Origin of the sequence: Desulfuromonas sp., assembly GCF_002868845.1 — a bacterium.
Classification (GTDB): Bacteria; Desulfobacterota; Desulfuromonadia; order Desulfuromonadales; family BM501; genus BM501.
Genome location: NZ_PKUB01000015.1, coordinates 1 through 20070, shown reverse-complemented (window position 1 = coordinate 20070; position 20070 = coordinate 1). Strand labels below are relative to the sequence as shown.

General features: G+C 63.7%; 18 protein-coding genes and 1 pseudogene. 9 read left to right on the top strand and 10 right to left on the bottom strand.

The genetic code is table 11. The features are described from left to right. The 6 genes and pseudogenes from C0617_RS03975 to C0617_RS03950 all read left to right on the top strand — a co-directional run. Positions 1-572 (top strand): annotated as a pseudogene (locus C0617_RS03975) (glycine betaine/L-proline ABC transporter ATP-binding protein); the annotation flags it as partial. A 39-nt stretch (positions 573-611) separates the two neighbouring features. Next, positions 612-1445 (top strand): proline/glycine betaine ABC transporter permease, encoded by an 834-nt coding sequence (locus C0617_RS03970; RefSeq protein WP_365888909.1) that lies wholly within the window; start codon positions 612-614, stop codon positions 1443-1445. 67 nt (positions 1446-1512) lie between these two features. Further along, a complete protein-coding gene (proX, locus tag C0617_RS03965) occupies positions 1513-2532 on the top strand; it encodes a glycine betaine/L-proline ABC transporter substrate-binding protein ProX (RefSeq protein WP_291315721.1) in 1020 nt (339 codons plus the stop codon). 49 nt (positions 2533-2581) lie between these two features. Continuing rightward, positions 2582-3742 carry a hypothetical protein gene (locus C0617_RS03960; RefSeq protein ID WP_291315720.1) on the top strand — a complete coding sequence of 387 codons (1161 nt, stop codon included), beginning with the start codon at positions 2582-2584 and terminating at the stop codon, positions 3740-3742. Positions 3743-4067: 325 nt separating this feature from the next. After that, positions 4068-4931: an aminotransferase class IV gene (locus tag C0617_RS03955; RefSeq protein WP_291315719.1), complete on the top strand. Its 864-nt coding sequence runs from the start codon at positions 4068-4070 to the stop codon at positions 4929-4931. Between the two features lie 81 nt (positions 4932-5012). Beyond that, a complete protein-coding gene (locus C0617_RS03950) occupies positions 5013-5423 on the top strand; it encodes a YbaN family protein (protein WP_291315718.1) in 411 nt (136 codons plus the stop codon). Between the two features lie 91 nt (positions 5424-5514). Here the strand turns inward: C0617_RS03950 and C0617_RS03945 are convergent, their stop codons facing one another. Next, positions 5515-6987: a cytochrome c family protein gene (locus C0617_RS03945; protein ID WP_291315717.1), complete on the bottom strand. Its 1473-nt coding sequence runs from the start codon at positions 6985-6987 to the stop codon at positions 5515-5517. A 183-nt stretch (positions 6988-7170) separates the two neighbouring features. On the opposite strand from C0617_RS03945, the gene C0617_RS03940 reads away from it, so the two are divergent. Continuing rightward, entirely contained in the window at positions 7171-8169 is a 999-nt protein-coding gene (locus tag C0617_RS03940) for an MBL fold metallo-hydrolase (RefSeq protein WP_291315716.1), read from the top strand. Between the two features lie 15 nt (positions 8170-8184). On the opposite strand, the gene C0617_RS03935 is transcribed toward C0617_RS03940, so the two are convergent. After that, the gene (locus C0617_RS03935; protein ID WP_291315715.1) at positions 8185-8697 is read right to left on the bottom strand and encodes a Pycsar system effector family protein; all 513 of its coding nucleotides are present in this window, start codon (positions 8695-8697) and stop codon (positions 8185-8187) included. 206 nt (positions 8698-8903) lie between these two features. Between C0617_RS03935 and C0617_RS03930 the strand changes: the two genes are divergently transcribed. Beyond that, positions 8904-10283, top strand: a complete 1380-nt coding sequence (locus C0617_RS03930; protein WP_291315714.1) for a HAMP domain-containing protein — start codon at positions 8904-8906, stop codon at positions 10281-10283. Positions 10284-10286: 3 nt separating this feature from the next. Then, positions 10287-11042: a response regulator transcription factor gene (locus C0617_RS03925; protein WP_291315713.1), complete on the top strand. Its 756-nt coding sequence runs from the start codon at positions 10287-10289 to the stop codon at positions 11040-11042. A gap of 187 nt (positions 11043-11229) precedes the next feature. Here the strand turns inward: C0617_RS03925 and C0617_RS03920 are convergent, their stop codons facing one another. The 8 genes from C0617_RS03920 to dctP all read right to left on the bottom strand — a co-directional run bounded on the left by C0617_RS03920 (position 11230) and on the right by dctP (position 19552). After that, positions 11230-11859, bottom strand: a complete 630-nt coding sequence (locus C0617_RS03920) for an NAD-binding protein (RefSeq protein ID WP_291315804.1) — start codon at positions 11857-11859, stop codon at positions 11230-11232. Between the two features lie 39 nt (positions 11860-11898). Further along, a complete protein-coding gene (locus tag C0617_RS03915) occupies positions 11899-12924 on the bottom strand; it encodes an NAD-binding protein (RefSeq protein WP_291315712.1) in 1026 nt (341 codons plus the stop codon). A 226-nt stretch (positions 12925-13150) separates the two neighbouring features. Continuing rightward, a complete protein-coding gene (locus C0617_RS03910; RefSeq protein WP_291315711.1) occupies positions 13151-14452 on the bottom strand; it encodes a (Fe-S)-binding protein in 1302 nt (433 codons plus the stop codon). Then, a complete protein-coding gene (locus C0617_RS03905) occupies positions 14439-15872 on the bottom strand; it encodes an FAD-linked oxidase C-terminal domain-containing protein (protein ID WP_291315710.1) in 1434 nt (477 codons plus the stop codon). The genes C0617_RS03910 and C0617_RS03905 overlap by 14 nt, the downstream gene beginning before the upstream one ends. Before the next feature lie 52 nt (positions 15873-15924). Further along, entirely contained in the window at positions 15925-16434 is a 510-nt protein-coding gene (locus tag C0617_RS03900) for a universal stress protein (protein WP_291315709.1), read from the bottom strand. Positions 16435-16457: 23 nt separating this feature from the next. Continuing rightward, on the bottom strand, positions 16458-17798 hold the full coding sequence (locus C0617_RS03895; protein ID WP_291315708.1) for a TRAP transporter large permease subunit: 1341 nt from the start codon (positions 17796-17798) through the stop codon (positions 16458-16460). A gap of 21 nt (positions 17799-17819) precedes the next feature. Next, on the bottom strand, positions 17820-18314 hold the full coding sequence (locus C0617_RS03890; RefSeq protein ID WP_291315707.1) for a TRAP transporter small permease subunit: 495 nt from the start codon (positions 18312-18314) through the stop codon (positions 17820-17822). An 80-nt stretch (positions 18315-18394) separates the two neighbouring features. Further along, entirely contained in the window at positions 18395-19552 is a 1158-nt protein-coding gene (dctP, locus tag C0617_RS03885) for a TRAP transporter substrate-binding protein DctP (protein ID WP_291315706.1), read from the bottom strand. Positions 19553-20070: the final 518 nt, after the last annotated feature.

Sequence of the window (20070 nt, the reverse complement as noted above, 5' to 3'; positions counted from 1 at the left end):
TGCAGACAAGGAAAAAGCGCACCATCGTCTTCATCTCCCACGACCTCGACGAGGCGATGCGCATCGGCGACCGCATCGCCATCATGGAAGGGGGGCGGGTGGTTCAGGTTGGCACCCCGGAGGAGATCCTGCAGCACCCGGCCAACGACTACGTCGAGGCCTTCTTCCGCGGCGTCGACCCGACCAATATCCTCACCGCCGGGGACATCGCACGCAAAACCCAGGTGACCCTCATCCGCCACCCCGGCGAAGGCCCCAGGGCCTCTCTGCAGCGGTTGATCAGCCACGACCGCGATTACGGCTACGTCCTCGATGCCGACAAGAAATTGCTCGGCCTGGTTTCCGCCGACTCGATCAGGGAGCTGATCGACACCGCAAGCGAGAGCAAGGATATCACCCGGGCGTTCATCGACGAGGCCCGGCCGGTGCGGGCGTCCGATTCCATGCAGGAGATCCTCCCCGAGGTCACCGCCAAGCCCTGGCCGGTCCCGGTGCTCGACGATGCCGACTGCTATCTCGGAGTGATCTCCAAGAACATCTTCCTGCGCACCCTGCAGCGCGGCCAGGACTGAGTCCCGCTACCCACGACACGGAGCATGTAAGTAATGCGATTGTTTAAGTTCGAAGAAGCCGTCATTCCCCTCGACGACTGGGTCCAGAACGGCGTCGACTGGCTCGTGGAAAACCACCGCGAATCGTTCCAGGCCCTCAAGTTGCCGATCGAAAAGACCCTCGAGGGGCTCGAGTTGCTGCTGGGCAGCCTGCCGCCGTCGCTTGTGATGCTCCTCTTCATCGTCCTCGCCTGGCGCTACGCCGGCAAGCGGGTCGCCGCCTTCTCCCTGGCGCCCCTCCTTCTCACCGGTTATCTCGGCCTGTGGGAAGACACCATGATCACCCTCGCCATGGTCCTCTGCTCGGTCCTTTTCTGCGCCATCGTCGGGATTCCCCTCGGCATTCTCGCCGGGCGAAGCGACCGATTCGAGATGCTGCTGCGGCCGCTGCTCGACGCAATGCAGACGACCCCGGCCTTCGTCTACCTGGTGCCGGTCGTCATGCTCTTCAGCATCGGCACCGTCTCGGGGGTGCTGGCGACGATCGTCTTCGCCCTGCCGCCGCTGATCCGGCTTACCAGCCTCGGCATCCGCCAGGTCCACCCTGAGCTAGTCGAGGCGGCCGTCGCCTTCGGCGCCACCCCCTTCCAGGTGCTGCGCAAGGTCCAGTTCCCCCTCGCCCTCCCCTCGGTGATGGCCGGGCTCAACCAGACCATCATGATGGCCCTGTCGATGGTCGTCATCGCCGCGATGATCGGTGCCGGCGGCCTCGGCGGCCCGGTGGTGCAGGGGCTGAACACCCTCGACATCGGCCTTGCCACCGTCGGCGGCCTCGGTATCGTGCTGATGGCGATGGTTCTCGACCGCATCACCCAGGGGATGGGGAAGAGATAGCCGTTCTCAAGGTACCCTCAGGTGCCTTTGTCTGAATTTTTCGCTCCACACAAAAAGGAGACCCTGCATGAAACGCTTGTTTTTCATTCTGCTCGTCCTGGCCCTCGCCGCGCCGGCGCTGGCCGCCGATCCGACCCCCGGCAAGGGAGTGACGGTGAAGCCGGCCCGCGCCACCTGGAACACCGGCTACTTTCAGGAGGCCCTGGCGCGCCGCGCCCTCGAGGAACTCGGCTACAAGCTTAAAAAGACCAAGGAACTGGCGAACCCGATCTTCTACCAGTCGGTGAAGCTCGGCGACCTCGACTACTGGACCAACGGCTGGTTCCCGATGCACGACGGCCAGCTGCCCAAGGGCTTCTACGACAAGGCAGAAAAGGTCGGTTCCTTCGGCAAGGCGAGCGGCCTGATGGGCTACCTCGTCTCCAAGAAGGAGGTCGAGAAGTACGGTATCGAGTCGCTCGCGGACTTCAAGCGCCCCGAGGTTCAGAAAGCCTTCGACAACAACGGCGACGGCAAGGCCGACCTCGTCGCCTGCCCCCCCGGCTGGGGGTGCGAGCAGGTTATCTCCCACCATATGGACGTCTACGGCCTCGGGGACCATATCGAGCCGATCAAGGCCGCCTACGCCGCCAGCATGGCCGAGGCCCTCGCCAACTACAAGACCGGAAAGCCGGTCTTCTTCTACACCTGGGCCCCCAACTGGACGATTTTCAAAATGAAGCCGGGCGAGGACGTGATGTGGATCAACGTCCCCGAAATCAAGCCGACCGAGGCCCAGGAGCCGGCCCGCGATAGGATGACCGTCTCGGGCGTTGAAGGGGCCGTTTCCGACCCCGTCAAGCTCGGTTTCGTCGTCAGCGATATCCAGGTCGTCGCCAACAAGAAGTTTTTGGACAAGAACCCCGCGGCCAGGCGCTTCTTCGAACTCTTCACCCTGCCCCTCGCCGACATCAACGAGCAGAACACCCGGATGCACGAAGGGGAGGATTCGAAGAAGGATCTCGAGCGCCACGTCGACGAGTGGATCGCCAGAAATCCCCAGAAGTGGAACGGCTGGCTGGAAGAGGCACGCAAGGCCGCCGAATAAAAGACGCCCTTTTCATGACTGTTTGATCCAAGGAGGAAACATTTTGTCTGTGATTCAAAAATTGGTTTTATGCGGCTGCCTGGCCCTTTGCATGGCCTTCGCTCCCGTCCTGCCCGCCTCTGCCGAAACATCGACCGTTGACCAGCTCGCTGAGCGGCTGACGAAGCTCGAAGAAGCTGCCGGGATCCGCGTCGGCGGCGCCCTGAGGGTCAACTACGGCCTGACCGACTGGTCCGAAAGCTCCAAGGACAAGGGGGGGGACTTTGCCTTCGACACCTTTCGCCTCGACCTGAACGGCGAAGTCGGGAAAATGATCCTCTCGGCCCAGTATCGCTGGTACCCCGAGTACGATTTCGACACCATCCACCACGGCTATATCGGCTACAACTTCACCGAGGATCTGCAGGGGCAGATCGGCGTGCACCAGGTCCCCTTCGGCATCCAGCCGTATGCCTCCCACAATTTCTGGTTCAGCGGCGCCTACTACGTCGGTCTCGAGGACGACTACGACATGGGGCTGAAGCTCCTCTACACCCCCGGCCCCTGGGGGATCACCGCCGCCTTCTACAAGAACGCCGAACTGGGCAATCCGAGCGAACTCGGCCGCTATTCCGTGGACCTGGTCACCGACGGCACCGGCCTCAACGAAGAGGTCAACCAGGAGAACCTGCGGGTCGCCTACACCTTCGAGCACGGAGACCTCGGTTCCACCGAACTCGGCCTCTCCGGCGAGTACGGCCAGACCTACAACGCCAACAGCGGCGGCAAGGGGGACCACTGGGCCGGCGCCGCGCACCTGGTCGGCAACTACGGCAACTTCAACCTGCACCTCGAGTACGCCGAGTACGACTACGACCTCGCCGACCCGGCCGATGGCGACACAATCCGACTCGGCGCCTACAGCTTCGCCTGGGACGCCCCGGCAGAAGCGTCGATCGGCATCGTCAACCTCGCCTACACCGTGCCAGTGAGCTGGGGACCGATCTCGAGCGTCACCCTCTACTCGGACAACACGATCATCGAACCCGAGGCCGGAGCCTTTGACACCGCCTGGCAAAACGTTCTCGGGGCCATGATCGCCGCCGGCCCCGTTTACACCTATGTCGACGTCATCTCCGGGGAGAACATGATCTTCATGAACGGCAACCCCACGGCCCCGGACGGTGAGCGCAACACCCGCTTGAACATCAACTTCGGCTACTATTTCTGAGTTGATTGCCGGGGCCGGGAGGGCGAAGGATCACGCCCTCTCGCCCCGGCCATTTTCCCTTCTTCCGTTTCGAAGGTTTTGGGCCCGCACGCCAAAGACGCCCTGGCAAAACAGAAGGTCCCCGGTCTCTGACGGGACCGGGTCTTTTTCTGAGCGTCCAGATTCCTCATACCCCTTCCATTTATCGAAGCCTTTCCCCTTTTGCTCCCCCCCTGTTTGCGATAGAATGTGTCTATCGCAATGATATTATTTAGAATTTTTTCGTAGGCTCAGGCCGATTTCTGCGCAGGCCGAACCATGGAATATTTTTCTCTGGGGGCAAGGCATGACCTATGTCTATCTGAACGGGGAATTCGTCAAGAGCGATGAGGCGACGGTCTCGGTCTTCGACCAGGGTTTTCTCTACGGCGACGGGATCTTCGAGAGCTTTCGCTCCATCGGCGACCGGCTATACCAGTTCCCCCGGCACTACCAGCGACTTCTGCAGTCCGCCGAGGCCCTCCGCTACCCGGTGGCCATCTCCCGGCAGGAGCTCGAAGCGGTCCTGATGGAGTTGCGGGAAAGAAACGGCCTGAACGATGCTTATTACCGGATCACCATCACCCGGGGAAAGGGGCAGGTCGGGTTTCAGCGCGACATGGAGAACGACCTGACCTGCCTGGTGATCGGCAGGGAGTTCCAGGGTTTCGACAGCGTCTGCTACAACGAGGGCATCGAGCTGCGGGTGGCCCGGACCCGCAGAAACGCCCCCGAGGCGATCAACCCCAAAATCAAGTCGATCAGCAATCTCAACAGCCTCCTGGGCAAGCTCGAAGCCAAGGACACGGGAGCTTTCGAGGTGATCATGCTGAACAACAAGGAGCACATCTGCGAAGGGGCCTCCTCGAACATCTTCTGGACCAGGGACCAGTGGGTCTTCACCCCCGACGCCTCCACCGGCCTGCTCGAAGGGGTGACCCGCTCGACCATCATGCGGCTGTGCGAGGAGAAGCTGAACCTGCGCGTGATCACCGGCGAATTCATGCTGCAGGACCTGAAGTTCTCCGACGAGGTCTTCATCACCTCCACCTCCCTGGAGGTGATGCCGGTGGTCAAGGTGGACGATTTCACCATCAACCAGGGCAAGGTCGGCCCGGTCGCCCGCCATCTGCGCGAAGAGCTGCACCGGGACATGGGGAGGCAGGAATGAGCTGACGCGGGGTCTGCCTGGAAAGCAAGGGCAGACGCTGTGTTCTCTTGTCGTTGCCTGAATGCGTAGAATGGACAGCGCATGCCAAAGCGCTCGAAAACCTTCGTCAACAATCGGGTCCTGCGGGCGGCCCTGACCGCGCTCGGGCTCTGCTGCACGGCGCTCGGAGTCCTCGGCATCTTCCTCCCCCTGCTGCCGACGGTCCCCCTGCTGCTGCTGGCGGCGGCCTGCTTTGCCCGCAGCTCGGAGCGCTTTCACGGCTGGCTCCTCGAGCATCCCCGCCTCGGGCCGATGATCCGGGGCTTCCTCGACGGCCAGGGCATCCCGCTGCGGGCCAAGATCACCGCGATCGGGCTGATCTGGCTGACCATCCCGATCTCCGTGCTGTTTTTCATCCCCCTGCTCTGGGCAAAGGTCTTTTTGATCGCCATCGGGCTGTGCACTACCATCTATCTGCTGCGCCTGCCCGTGTGCGAGGGCGGGGAGACGTAGCCCTCCCAATGTCAAAAAGCAAGGAGGCTGTGCCCGCCGGGCACAGCCTCTTTGCTTTTGCATCCGTTTTTATAGCTGCGGGGTATTCCGCTCAGGGCGCCTTCCGCACCGGCCAGCGACCCTGTGCGCTGACCATGTTCACCACCGGCAGGACCGGCACGGAGGTCAGGCCGTAGATCTCCTCCAGGTCCATGTCGGCCGGGACCGAGCCGAGGAGCTTTTCGCCCACCTTCTGGTCGGCCTGGCGGTAGCGCAACTTGACCTCCACGGTCACCTCCTGCGCCCCCTCGGGGAGCTGGAGGCCGTAATGGACGTCCTTGTAGCCCCGGGGCGGGATGGTGTCGTGGCGGGAGAAGGCGGTCACGACCCAGGGGTCGATGGCGAAGTGGAAGTTCTCGCCCATCCCCTCGGAATTGAACTGGCGGGCGTCGGCGGGCAGGTGGCCCTGGCCATCGATGGCCCCGCTGTGGGCCAGCACCCGGCCCGTCTCGTCCAGGGCGATGAACTCCAGCCACATCTGGCGCACGTTGGTCAGGGAGGTGGGCAGGTTGTGGCCGGCCCGCCGGTTCTTGACCCGCACCTGCATCTCGGCCAGCCGGTCGTCGCGGTAGACCGGGATGATCTCCAGTTCGGCCGCCGCCTTGAGCCGCTCCACGGCCATCTTGTAGCGCTCCTCGTAGAGCTCGGCAAGGTCCTTGTCGCCGGCTTTCTCAGCAGCGGCCTGTCCCAGGTAGTAGAGCAGGTAGTTTGCGGCGATAAAATAGTGGTGGTACTCGCTCCGGACCGGTTTCTCGAAGGTGTCCGCAGAGCGCAGGAAGGTAAACGTATCGACCATGTGGCAGTCCTGGCAGAGGATGCCCTCCTGGGCGTAAGGGCCGTGCTTCCACTCCAGATAGGTGGACTCCAGGGGGAAGTGGCGGTCGTAGTGGTAGACCTGGTGGCAGGAGGCGCACAGCTCGGAGCGCAGATGCAGCGGCGACTCCACGCAGGCGTGGAAGCCCATGCCGCACTCCTCGGAGGGCGGGAAGGGGCCCCGCTTGATGAGCTGCACCCCATCGACCGTGTCGATGCCGGGGGTGAGGATCATCGAGCCGTTCTCCGGCTCGTGGGAGGGGGTCTGCCAGTGGGTCGTGCCGCTGACCGAGTGGCAGATGTCGCAGGAGACCCCCGCCAGCGCCATCCGGCTCAGGCCCTTCAGGCCCGGACCCTTGATCTCCCCGGTGACCACCCCGGCGGGCGAATGACACCCTTCGCACTGGCGGGTGACCTCGTGGCCGACCGCCTTGAACCCCAGGTTGAGCTCTCCCTGGTAGATCGGGTCGTGGAAGGCGAGGGAGTGAACCGAGCCGGTCCACTCCTCGTACTGCTGGGGGTGGCAGCCGGCACAGACCTCCGGCTCGGTGAACTCGGCCCGGGACTTGTTCCACTTGAGCAGAGACGGGTAGTAGGGGTAGAACTCGGGGTCGTAGTCGAAGACCTTCGGCCTTTGGGTGTCGGCCGCGGCCGGTCCGGCCAGGGCGGCGGCAAAGAGGCAGAGCATCACCGTGAAGCAGAAGCGTTTCATGGGGTCCTCCTGAACTGAATGGATTGGGGGCTGCGGGGGCAAAGATGACCTAATGGGTAAAAATTTACACCCCACCTCTTCCCTGTCAAGAGCCGGCGGACCCGATCCGTGATAAAATTTCAGAAATTCCGGAGGAAAAACGATGCGCGACTCTTTTCGCTCCCCTCGCCGGAGGCGCACCGGATGAGGTCGGTCTTCTATCCCCGCCTGGTCAACGGGCCTTTCGGCGATCCGGCCCTTTACGTTCGCCTCGCCTACCGGGGCGAGGCGTTCCTCTTCGACTGCGGGGACCTGCGGCCCCTGTCCGTCCGGGAGATCCTGAAGATCGGCGCCGTTTTCGTCTCCCACGCCCACATCGACCACCTGGTCGGGTTCGACATCCTGCTGCGCCTCTTTCTCTGCCGGGAGGGTCGCCTCCTTCTCTACGGTCCCCCGGGGATGGTCGTACGCATGGCCGGGCGCCTCTCCGGCTACACCTGGAACCTGACCGCGGACTTCTCCTTCGAGCTGACGGTGCGCGAGTGGGACGGGGTCTCGGGGGGGGAGGAGGCGACTTTCCGGGCGCGGGAGGGTTTTCGTCCGGAGGGGCGGCGGCCCTGGGACTGCCCGGATGGCGTGTTGCTCGAGACGCCCTATTGCCGGGTCCGCTCGGCGGCCCTGGACCACGGCGGCATCCCCTCGCTGGCCTTCGCCCTCGAGGAGCCCCTTCACGTCGCGGTGCATCGCGACGCCCTGGAGGCTCACCGCTACCTGCCGGGTCCCTGGCTCACCGCCCTCAAGGACCTGGTGCGCGGGGGCGCACCGGAGGAGACCCCGGTCTCCGTCCCCCTCGCCGGGGGCGGCTCCGAAACCCTGTCGCTGGGCATGGTGGCCTCCCGGGTCACTCATGCCGAGCGGGGCATGAAGGTCAGCTACGTCACCGACGCCTCGCCCTCCTCCGAGAATCAGGAGAAGATCGTGGAGCTGGCCCGCGACTCCCACCTGCTGGCCATCGAGGCCACCTTCGCCCACGCCGAGCTGGAGCGCGCCCGGGCGCGCAACCACCTGACCGCGCAACTGGCGGGCCGCCTCGCCCGCCGGGCAGGAGCCGCCCGGTTCCTGCTTTTCCACCACTCTCCCCGCTACCAGGACCGCCCGGACCTTCTCGAGGCGGAGGCCCGTGCCGCCTTCGCCGGGTCATAGCCCTGTTGCGGAATCTCAGCCGAGGTGCAGCCAGAGGGTGGCCAGGACCGCGCCGCTCAGGCCGGCAAGGAGGGTCCAGAGGCCGTTGCGGATGAGGCCGTACTTGCGCGCCAGGCGGTGCTTGCCGAGGTAGTAGATCTCGTGCAGGTAGGCGTCGTAGAGCTTGTCCCGGTCGGCGATGGCCTCCTTGAAGCGGCTTTTGAACTCCTCCTCGGAGAGCTGGTCGAAGGAGCGGTAGTAGAAGAGGTTGATCTGGCCCTTGGCGTGAAGCGGGGGGAGGATGGCGAGGATGGAGAAGATCACCGCCAGGATGCCCGCCACCAGCAGCAGCAGGACGGTGGCCAGGCCGAGCTTGTCGAACTGGGTCAGGGTGATGGTGATGACCAGCGAGGCGGCCGTGATGATCATGGAGGCCTTGGTGTCCGCCATCTGGTTGAGGGTCATGTGCTTGGACAGGTTGGCCCGCAGGGCATTGCTGGCCAGGAGCCTGGGGATGAGGGGTTCCTCGGCGGGGGTGGGGTTCGTCATGGGCTGTGCTCCTTGGGAAAAGTTTGCCGGAGTATAACCCACCGGGCCCTCGGGCGAAAGTCCCGGGTGGGCCATGGCAGGTCCGGAGAAAATTTCGGCTTCGGAGACATCGGACCAGTGATCCCGACAGCTTCCGGTCGGTCAAAGTTCTCGCGACTGTGCAATAGCACGGTGCATTCTCGCACAGCCTGTGATACTTTTCATTTATGCGTCTTGCTCTGAAACACCAGATCAGCATGGCCCCGGCGACGGTCCTGCTGCTGATGACCCTGCTGCTCGGATTCCTGCAGTACACCTACTGGGATCTGTCGGTGAAGCGCCAGCAGGCCCACACCCTGGGCACGGTCTTCGTCACCTTGGCCGAGGCCGATCTTGCCGCCCGGCGGATTTACGACCTCTCCCAGCGCCTGACCCGGGGGCCGATGGTAGACGCCGGCGAACTCCACGCCATGGAGGAGCTCTACCGGCACCTGGACATGGCGGTCTCCAAGGTGACCGAGATGATGCCCCCGCCGGAGGAAACCCTCGCCCAGCTGCACCAGGCGGTGGCTGACCTCGATCCGGAAGGCGGCTTCGACCCGGAGCGTTTTCTCGCCGCCCTGGCCCACCTGCGTCCCCAGTTGAAGGTCCTGTCCGAACTGTCCCAGAAACAGCGGCAGAGTCTGCGCGAGGTTCACAGCCGGGACATCGACGAGCTGGTGGCACGGACCACCCTCGTCTCCCTGGTGGTGCTGGGCGCCGCCATTCTGCTCGGCATCTTCCTCTCGCTGGCTTTCGCCCGGCGCATACTCAGCCGCATCCAGACCCTCTCCGACAGCGCCGGCAGGATCGCCCGCGGCGAACTGGTTCCGCCGCCGGCCCCGGAGCAGGTTCGGGACGAACTGGACGACCTGGCCCTTTCCATCAACCGCATGACCGAGCGGCTCATCCGGGTGGTTGGCGCCGAGAAGCTTCTTGAGGGGGCCGAGGAGGAGCGCCGCCGCATCGCCATGGATATCCACGACCAGACTCTCTCCGACCTCTCCTCTGTGCTGCGGGGCCTGCAGGGCATGAAAGAGACCGAGGGCTGCAGCGGACAGGCCGCCGGCCTCGAGGAAGACCTGCAGCGGGCCATCGCCAACCTCCGGGAGGTCATGGACAACCTGCATCCCCAGACCCTGGAGATCCTCGGCCTGGGCGCTGCCCTGCAGTCTCACATGGAGCGCCACCTTGCCAAGGGCGGCTGCCCCGAGTACCATTTACATATATCCCCCGGCGCCGAGGCCGAGCCCCTGAACCGGCTGGTCAGCCTGACCCTTTACCGGATCGCGGTGGAGGCGGTGCACAACGTGATCAAGCACGCCCGGGCGGAGCGCTACGAGGTCAACCTCGATCGGCGCAACGGTGAGATGGTGCTGTCGGTGGAGGACAACGGGACCGGCTTCGACGCCGGGCAGGTCGGGGCCCGCGGCGGGCGGGGCCTCAACAACATCCGGGAGCGGGCCGGAGCCATCGGAGCCCGGGTGAGCTGGGGGGCTTCCCGGTTCAGCACGGGAACCCGGTTCGAGCTGACCCTGCCGGTCGGCCAGGCCAAGAACGAGGGGTAGGGCATGACGGACAAGGTGAATATCCTTATCGCCGAGGACAATCCCAAAGACGCCGAATTCCTGGAGCAGATCATCGCCGATTGGGGAGTGCCGTGCGGCCTTGAGCGGGCCCATAACGGCCTTCTGGCCCTCGAGATGGCCGTCAAGCAGGAGTCGCCCCTCGTGGTGAGCGACATCCAGATGCCGGAGATGAACGGCATCGAGTTCGCCCGCAGCCTCTGGCAGCGCAAGCCCACCGCCCGCATTGTTTTCTGGAGCCAGTTCAAGGACGAAATGTACATCCGCGCCCTGGCCCGCATCGTTCCCCCCGAGACGGTCTACGGCTACATCCTCAAGTCCAACACCAAGGAGCGCATCACCTCGGCGATTCGCACCGTCCTCCTCGACGAGCAGTGCTGGATCGACCCCGAGGTCCGCAAGGTTCAGGGGCGGGCCGGGCACAGCCAGACCGCTCTGTCCGACATCGAGTTCGAGGCCCTCGTTGACATCTCCCAGGGGCTCACCGACAACCTCATCGCCCAGCGTCGCTACCTGTCGCGCCGCGGCGTGCAGAGTCGGCTCAACTCTCTTTACGCAAAGCTCGGGGTCGACCAGGAGCAGTTCCACAGCGAGAAGGCCGGCGACGCCTTCAACCTGCGCAACCGGGCCGTCGCCGTGGCCCTGCGGCGGGGGCTGATCAACGCTTTCGAGCTTGAGCAGGAGGAGGAGGATTTCCAGGTCTGGCTCAAGCGGTTCAAGAGCAGCCAGGGGTCCGATTGAGCCGACGGCGAGGGATCAGATGACAAAAAGGCCCAGGATATCTCCTGGGCCTTTTTTGTGTCCGGGTCGGGGTGGCGGGGGATTGGTCCTCGGTTCGCCGCCGTGTCGTTCAAAATTCCCGAGAATGCATAGCTCTTCGCGAGACGGCGGCGGCAAGCGACGGCTCCCCGTGAAGAGGCCGCCCTCCTCAGTTCTCCGGCAGGCACACCCCGAACCGCTCCTCCTGCCCCGGGCTGCCGATGAGGAGCATGTCCATCCCCTCCTCCAGCACGGTCTCCGGCGGCGGCACCACGATCGGCTCCTTCTCCTTCGGAAGGATCAGGGCGACGATGGAGCATCCGGTGGTGGGGCGGATGCGGGAGGCGGCGATGGTCTTGCCGGCGAGGCAGGAGGCGACGGGGCGGCGGAAGACGCTGATCCCCTCGGTCAAAAAGGCCGAGGCTCGCGACTCGAGGACGTTGAGCAGGATGCTGGCGCCGACCGAGGCGTTGGAGACGACGAAGTCGGCCCCTGCGGCGTAGAGCTGGTCCACGTTCTCCTCGCCGTTGGAGCGGGCGACGATCCGGATGTGGGGGCTGAGGTGGCGGCCGATAAGGGTGAGGAAGACGTTGGTGCTGTCGTCGTTGGTGGTGACGATCAGCCCCTTGGCGCGCTCGATGCCGGCCTTTTGCAGGGTGTGGGGGGTGGTGGCGTCGCCGTAGATTGGGACGTGCTCCTCGCAGGAGGGGTTCTCGTGGCGGTCGACGAGGATGAAGGGGACCGGCTTACGCTCGAGGAAGGTGGCCGCGGCGCAGCCGATGCGGCCGTGGCCGAGGATGAAGACGAGGTCCTCCCCGGCGTGTTCCCCGGTCAGGCGCTAAAGACCGTCGAGCTGTTCGCGGGTTCCGGCGAGAACCATCAGGGCCTCTTCGTCGAGGACCGTGTCCGGGGAGGGGAGGGTGAAGGTTCCCCGCGCCCAGAGGCCGATGACGGCCAGTCCGGTGCGCTGCCGGATCTGGGACTCGGCGAGGGTCTGGCCGGCGAAGGGGGTGCCGTGTACGGGAATCTCGGCGATCTTCAGGCTGCCGAAGGAATCGAGGACGTGGGCCATGGCGCCCAGGGTGGTGGAGCGGGTGGCCAGGTAGCGACCGAGGATCTTGTGCAGGGGGATGACCTGGGTGGCCCCGGCCAGGCGCAGCAGGTCGGCGTGCTCCGGCTCCCGGACCAGGGTGGCGATGGGGGTCTGGCACTGGGCGCGCACGCTCAGGCAGACGTTGGTGTTCTCCGGGTCGCTCAGGTTGGCGACGATGTAGCGGGCCGAGGTGATCCGCACCGCGGCGAGGACCTGGGGGTCGGTCGGAGAGCCACAGACCACGCGGATCCCCTCGTTCTCCTCCAGGCGCAGGGCCTCGGCATAGTCGTCGGTGACCACCACGAAGGGGATGCTGCGGGCCTGCAGCTTGCGGATGAAGGCGTGGGTCACCGCGTCGACTCCGAAGATCAGCACGTGGCCGCTCGTCTCCGGGGCGAGCTGGAGGGTCGGCCGGTAGCGCAGGCGCTGCTCGATCCAGGGGGCCAGAAAGAGGCTGATAAAGCCGAAGGGGAGGATGATGAGGAGGAAGATCACCCCGGAGATGGTGACGATCGCGGCGAAGATATAACCCGGGTCGCTGTGGAAGGTGATGTCGCCGAAGCCGAGAGTGGTCATGACGGTGATCGTCCAGTAGACCCCGGCGATGAAGGAGAACTCCCGCCCCTCCAGGTGCAGCATCAGGTAGTGGAAGAGGGTGGCGTAGACGAGGATCATCCCCGTCAGAAAGGCGCAGTAGAGGAGCAGCACCTTCAGGTTCTGCCGCGCTCTTCCTCTCAGGAAATATGCCAGTTCCGAAGCGATCGTTTTCATCCGTCCCCGCCGAGTGCAAGTGATTTCGAACCTTTGGACGACTATGCCACGGTGAATCGCGTCCGTCAACCGGTTGGCATGCCCCCTCCCCTTGATCCCCTCCCGCCAAGGGAGGGGAGAAGGGATGCCGGCTCTTCTGGTTTTTGCCGGGTGGTGGGGCCGAAAAAGGAAAGGCCGGCGATTCCTCGCCGGCCTTTGCCGTTCTTATTCAACAGCATTTCCGAAACTAGTCGGGCACCGCCTGTCCGAGCAGCTCCATCACGTGCACCACCCGCTGGGGCATCCCCGCCTCGCGCACCCCCCAGGCCAGCTGCAGGTGGCAGCCGGGGTTGGCGGTGACGAGGAGGTCGGCCCCGGTGGCGGCGGCGTTGCCGAGCTTGCGGTCGAGGACCTGCTGGCTCTCCTTCGTGAACTTGAGGCCCCAGGTGGCCGCCGAGCCGCAGCACCAGCTCGCCTCGTCCATCTCCCGCAGCTCCACCCCGGGGATGGCCTTGATGACCTCCCTCGGCTGGGCGCTGATCTTCTGGGCGTGGCAGAGGTGGCAGGGCTCGTGGTAGGTGACCGAGGTTTTCACCGGCTGCAGGTCGTCGGTGCGCAGGCCGACCTCGACGAGGAACTCGGAGATGTCCCGGACCTTGGCCCGGAAGGCGGCGAGCCTCTCGTGCCCGGCCCGCTCCTCGAGGATCTCCTCGTACTCCTTGAGGGCGCTGCCGCAGCCGGCGCAGTCGGTGAGGATGTAGTCGACGTCCTGCTCGAGGAAGAGGTCGAGGTTGTGCAGGGCGAGCCGGCGGGCGGTCTCCCGGTCCCCTTCGTTGAGGTGGGGGGCGCCGCAGCACTTCTGGTCCTTCGGGGTGACGACGTCGAAGCCCTGGTGGGAGAGGACCCGCACCGTCTGGCGCGAGACCTGGGGGTACATGAGGGTCATGACGCAGCCGAGGAAGAAGCCGACCCGGCCGCGCTTCTTCCCCCGGGCCGGGACGATCCCGGGCAGCTGGGGGCGCAGCGGTTTCGACAGTTCGGGCATCATCCCCTCGGCCTTGCCCATCCACTCGGGGCCGAGCTTGAGTACCTTGCTGTGGCGGACCAGCCACTGGATGCCGAGCCTTTGGTAGAGCCGCGCCGGGACCATCGAGGTCTCGAGCAGGTCGGGCGAGGGGACCATCTTCTCCAGGACGAAGCGGCGGAAGGTCTGCTGCCAGGCCTTGAGGGGGAGGGCGGCGCCCGCCTGGCTGCGGCAGGTCTCCATGATCTCGCCGGCCTGGACCCCCGAGGGGCAGGCGGACGTGCAGGCGCGGCAGTCGAGGCAGAAGTAGGCCTCGTCCTTGACCGCGGCGGTGAACTCGAGCTTTTCCTCGGCCACCGCCCGGGCCAGGGCGACCCGGCCCCGGGGGCTGGAGCGCTCGCGGCCGGTCAGGGCGTAGGTCGGGCAGGTGGGCAGGCAGAAGCCGCAGCGCATGCACTGCAGGATCGATTCGTAGGTCGGGGCGTCTTCGGACCTGAAGTTGCCGAGCGGATCAGTGCGAGACACGGAAACCCTCCTCCACGTGGGGCCGGGTGCAGGGGTCGCCCTCATCGAAAATCTTGCCGGGGTTGAGGATCCCCTTCGGGTCGAAGGCGTTCTTGATGCGGCGCATCACCTCGACCCCGCCGGGGCCGATCTGGCGCGCCAGGTACTCTTTCTTCGCCAGGCCGATGCCGTGCTCGCCGGAGACGGTGCCGCCCCAGGCGAGGACCTTTTCGTAGAGATCGCCGAAGAAGGCGTGGGCCCGCTTCATCTCCTCGTGGTCGCGTTCGTCGCACAACACCGTGGGGTGCAGGTTGCCGTCGCCTGCGTGGCCGAAGGTGCCGACCTGCAGACCGTACTTCTCGGTCAGGCGCTCGATCTCGCCGAAGGTCTCGGCCAGGCGCGAACGGGGAACGGTGGCATCTTCCAGCAGGGTCGTGGGCGAGACCCGGGCCAGGGCCGACAGGGCGGTGCGCCGGGCCGCGGCGAGCCGGTCCGCCTCGGCCGCGTCCTTGGCGACGTGGATCTCGGCCGCCTTGACCCCCCGCAGGATCGTCTCAACCCCTTCGGCCTCCTCCGCGACCATCGCCGGGTGGCCGTCCACCTCGATCAGGAGCAGGGCCGCCATTTGCCGGGGAAGGCCGATGTTAACGTAATCCTCCACGCAGTTGATCGTTGCGCGGTCCATGATCTCCATGGTCGAGGGGATGATCTTGGCGGCGATGATCTTGGAGACCGCCTCGCCGGCGACCCGGATGTCGTCGAAGTAGGCGAGGAAGGTGCGCTTGGCCTGGGGCGGCGGGATGAGCTTGACGGTGATCTCGGTGATGATCCCGAGGGTCCCCTCGCTGCCGACCAGCAGGTTGCGGAAGGAGTAGCCGGCGACGTCCTTGACGCTCTTGCCGCCGGTGGAGAGGAGGCTGCCGTCGGGCAGGATGGCCTGCAGGGCCATCACGTAGTCGCGGGTGACGCCGTACTTGAGGCCGCGCAGGCCGCCGGCGTTCTCCATGACGTTGCCGCCGAGGGTGGAGATCTTCTGGGAGCCGGGGTCGGGCGGGTAGAAGAGCCCCTTTTCGGCGACGGCGTTGAACAGGTCGAGGGTGATCGTCCCGGTCTCGGCGGTGGCGGTGAGGTTCTCCTCGTCGATCTCCAGGATCCGGTTCATGCGGGTCAGGCACAGGACCATGCCGCCCTCTACGGGTACGCTTCCTCCCGAAAGGCCGGTCCCCGAGCCCCGGGGGACGAGGGGGAGCCCCTCGCGAGCGGCGATCTCCATGGCGGCCAGGACCTGCTCGGTCGAGTTCGGGTAGACGACGACCTCGGGGAGGTGGTGTACTCCGGGGGTGGAGTCGTAGCCGAGGACCAGCATGTCCTCCTTCTCGTGGAGGACGTTCTCCGGCCCCAGCTTCTCGATCAGATGGTTTATCGCGGTCTTGGAGAGCATGGCCCACCTCGCAAAGTGTGTGAATGGTTAGGGTCGTGCCGCCGGCTCCCGGCTAAAACCCTTCTTCCCGGTAGCCGTTGGGGATGCGCACCAGCAGGGTCGGCAGCTCGCAGCTGTGCAGCACCTTGTGGGCCGTCGTTCCGAGCAGGGCCTCGCCGACGGCGGTGTGGCGGTGGGTCCCCATGACGACCAGGTCGGCCTTTAGCTCCCCGGCCAGGCGGACGATCTCCTGGGCCGGCTGGCCCTCGACGATGCGGATCTCGGAAACGCGTTCGCGCCCCTCGGGGTCGCCGCAGAGCTCCAGGGCGCAGAAGGTCTCGAGCCGCCCCTCGATGTCCCCCTTTACCTTCTCCCTGGCCTGGCGGTGAATCTCCTCGGACTGCTCGTGGGAGATGTGCAGCTCGACCAGGCTTTGGCCGAAGGTGGAGAGGGGCTCCATGGCGTGCACGATGGCGATGCGGGCGTCGTGTTTCTGCGCGATGCTCAGGGCGTAGCGGAAGACATGGGGCGCGCCAGCACCGAGGTCGGTTGAATAGAGTATCGTTTTGATTTCGGGTAGCATTGACTGTCCTCTAGTGCTTAGACTCAGCGGCCGAAAAAGACACCCGGCAGCCAGGTGATGATCTCCGGGAAAAAGATCATGACGGCCAGGCCGATGACCTGGAGAGCAACGAAGGGCAGAATCCCTTTGTAGATATGCCCAATGGTGTATTCCGGCGGTGCCACGCCCTTGAAGTAGAAGAGCGAGTAGCCGAAGGGCGGAGTCAGGAAGGAGGTCTGTAGATTGACGCAGATCAGCATGGCGAACCACAAGGGGTCGAAGCCGAGGTCCATAGCGATAGGGGTGAAAATCGGCACCACCACCAGAAGGATGGCCGCCCAATCGATGAACATCCCCATGATGAAGACCACCGCCATCATGATTGCGAGGACGACGTATTCGTGGACGTCCATGCCGAGCAGCAGGTCGGCGACCGCGTCACCGCCACCCATGCTCAAGAAGACGACAGAAAACAGCTTGCCGCCGATAAAGAGCAACATGATCATCGAGGTGGTGCGCAGGGTGGCAATCGCTGCCTGGCTGATGATGTCCCGGTTGAATTTACGATTGAACATTGCCAGCACCATGGCGCCGACGCAGCCGAGTGCGGCCGCCTCGGTCGGGGTGGCGACCCCGGCGAGAATGGTGCCCATGACGGTGAGAATCAGGCCGAAAGGAGGGACAAAGCTCCTCAGGGTCATTCTGACTTTCTGGCTGAGGCTATGGGTCCGCTCTTCATGCGGGATAGGCGGTCCAAGTTTTGGGTTGATAAAACAGCGTAGACCGACATAGAGCAGGTACATGCCGGAGAGCAGCAGGCCGGGGAGGATGGCGCCGGCGAACAGATTGCCAACGCTGGTCTCCTTCATTCCGGTCAGGCCGCCGTAAACAACCAGCATGATCGATGGCGGAATCAGGATGCCGAGGGTCCCGGAGGAGCAGATAATCCCGGCTGAGAGGCTTCTGTCATAACCGCGCCGAAGCAGCGCCGGTCCGGCCATCAGTCCCATGGCGACGACCGATGCGCCGACGATGCCGGTCGTGGCGGCAAAGACCGTCGAGACGACAATGACCGCCATCCCCAGGCCGCCGCGCAGGCCGCCCAGGACGATATACAGCGCATCGAAGAGGGCCTCGGATACCTTGGAGCGGTCAAGGACTTGTGCCATGAAGATAAAGAGTGGAACGGCAACCAGGGTGTAGTTCTGGAACAATCCCCAGGAATTGTTAACGAAAAGGTCGAGCAGGGCCGGGACGTTGCCGCCGTTGTCGATCAGTCCGAACAGGGTGGCGACGGCGGCCAGGGTGATGGCAAGTGGATGGCCGAGGGCGATCGATGCCATCAAAAAGACAAACATTGAAATGGCGAGGAATTCGGGAGTCATAAAACTATCTCCAGGTGAACATTATTGCTCTTTGAGCGTACGGAAATCGTGAATCCACTTGGCGACTCCCTGAAGCAGCAGCAGGATGAAGCCGATGGCCATCAAGGTTTTAAACGGGTAGAGCGGTGGCGCCCAAGAGGTCGAGGCACGCTCCCAGTTCTGCCAGGAGTTGGCGGCGTATATGACCGACCAGATCGACAGCAGGCCAATGGTTGGCATAAACAGAATCAGGTTTACGATCAGGCGTAAAATAGTCCGGGGCCTTTTGGGGAGCCGCGTCTCGAATATATCGATTGCGACATGGCCGTCGTGTTTGTGGGTGTAGGCGATGCCGATTATGAAGTGAGTGCCGTAGAGGAGTGTGGTTGCCTCAAAAACCCACACGGTTGGGGCGTTGAAGGCATAGCGCATCATGACTTCGTAGGCGACGACCAGAACCAGGGGGATGATCAAAAAGGAGGTCAGTTGACCGACCTTTTCATTCAATCCGTTAATGCTCTTCTCAATAAAGAACATTTTCAAACCTCTCGTTGGTAGTGCTTTGGCTGGGAAGTTCAATGGCTGGGGAGCTAGAGCTCCCCAGCCAGGACGGTGACTTACTGGTCGTGCTTGCCGGCAATGTAGTCGTCGATCGGCCAGGGAGCTACGCCGCTGCGCTGCTGGCGCCATTCAGAGAAATCCTTTTTGAAGGCTTCCTGTGAATCGAGAGCCTCTTTTACGTCAGGGTATTTTTTCTTGATTTTCTCCAGGTACGCTTTGGTCGTTTTTGCAAATTCAATGCGGGTCTCTTTGTCCATGGTGACAAATTCAATTTTTTCTTTGAATTTGTTGATCGCCTGAATATTGAGGTTCTCGATCCAGGAGTTGGACCACGCCTGGGTTTCGTGGGCTGCGATCTTGACGATCCACTGCAGGTCTGCCGGCAGGGAATCCCATGCTTTCTGGTTGATCATGAGGTCGCACTGGAATCCGGGCTGGTGCACGCCCGGTTCGATAACGTATTTGGTGATATCGTCAAAACCCATCGGGTAGTTGATGGCAGGGGTGGAATACTCGGCGGCGTCGATCACGCCACGCTCCAGGGCGAGGTAGACTTCACCGCCCGGCAGTGGGGAGACGCTGGCGCCCAGCCCGTTCATGATATCCATGTACCAACCCGGCGTGCGGATGCGCATCCCTTTGAAGTCGGCCATTTTGGTCGGCTTTTTGTTGGAGAAGAGGCCCATTTCCTGGCCGGTCTGCCCTGCAGGGAGGGCGTAGATGCCATAGGGCTTGTAGAGGGCCTGCAGTTTTTCGAGGCCGCCGCGTTCATACATCCAGATGTTGTAGCCTTCAGCGTCCAGCCCGAAAGGAACAGAGGCATAGGCAACAAACGCTTCGTTTTTACCCTTCCAGTACAGGGGGGAGGAGTGGGCCATCTGAACCGAGCCCTTGCTGACCGCGTCAAAGGTTTCGCTGGCACCGACCAGTTCGCCAGCCGAGAAGAGCTTGATGTCGAAACGGCCGCCGGAGGCCAATTTAACCGAATCGGCGAAGTGCTGGGCGATGTCGTAAAAGAGCAGGCCCTTGCTCCAGGGCATGATCATCTTCCAGCGGATTTTCTTGTCGGACGTCTTGATCTTGCGCAGTTCTTTCTTGACCTCTTCGTGGCGCTGATCGACGCCGAACTTTTCCCTCTTGGCGGCGAAGGCCTGGGGGGCGGTGAGCAGGGACAGGGCCACCAGCACGCCTATGAGAAACCCGAATCTTTTCATCTGCTGTCTCCTTCTTGGATGGAGTGGAATTTTTCGGCCGCCTTCCAAGCCGGCCCTGCAACCGATGCTATTATTCTAGTGTGAAATAAAATTTTTGCATTAGGGGAGGGCTGCGCCTCTCTCGTGACCATTTGTCAGTCCAACAATTGGTCTTACCAGTAGAGACTAAAGGGCGACTGCTTTCCTGTCAAGAACAAAATAAAAAAATGTTTGTTTTTTGGGGGAGGCGGCACGCAAGGCTCTTAAGGAGCTGAAAATCTGACATTTTTGGCTTGGGCGCCACGCGTTTTGGGGCTCGTGCGCGGGGAGATGCGTCATCTTTGTGGTTGACACAAAAACATGATTCTTTTAATTTCTGGCTTGGTTGATAAAAGGTAAGGCCGAAGATTGGGGGGTGTGATGGAGGATGACGAAGGGGTCGGGATTTTTATCGAGGCCGCCCGGCGGGCCGGGGCGGAGGTCGCCGGTCCGCTCGGCGTGAGCGAGGCGGTCGCCTACATCGCGGAGCGGGCAGGCGG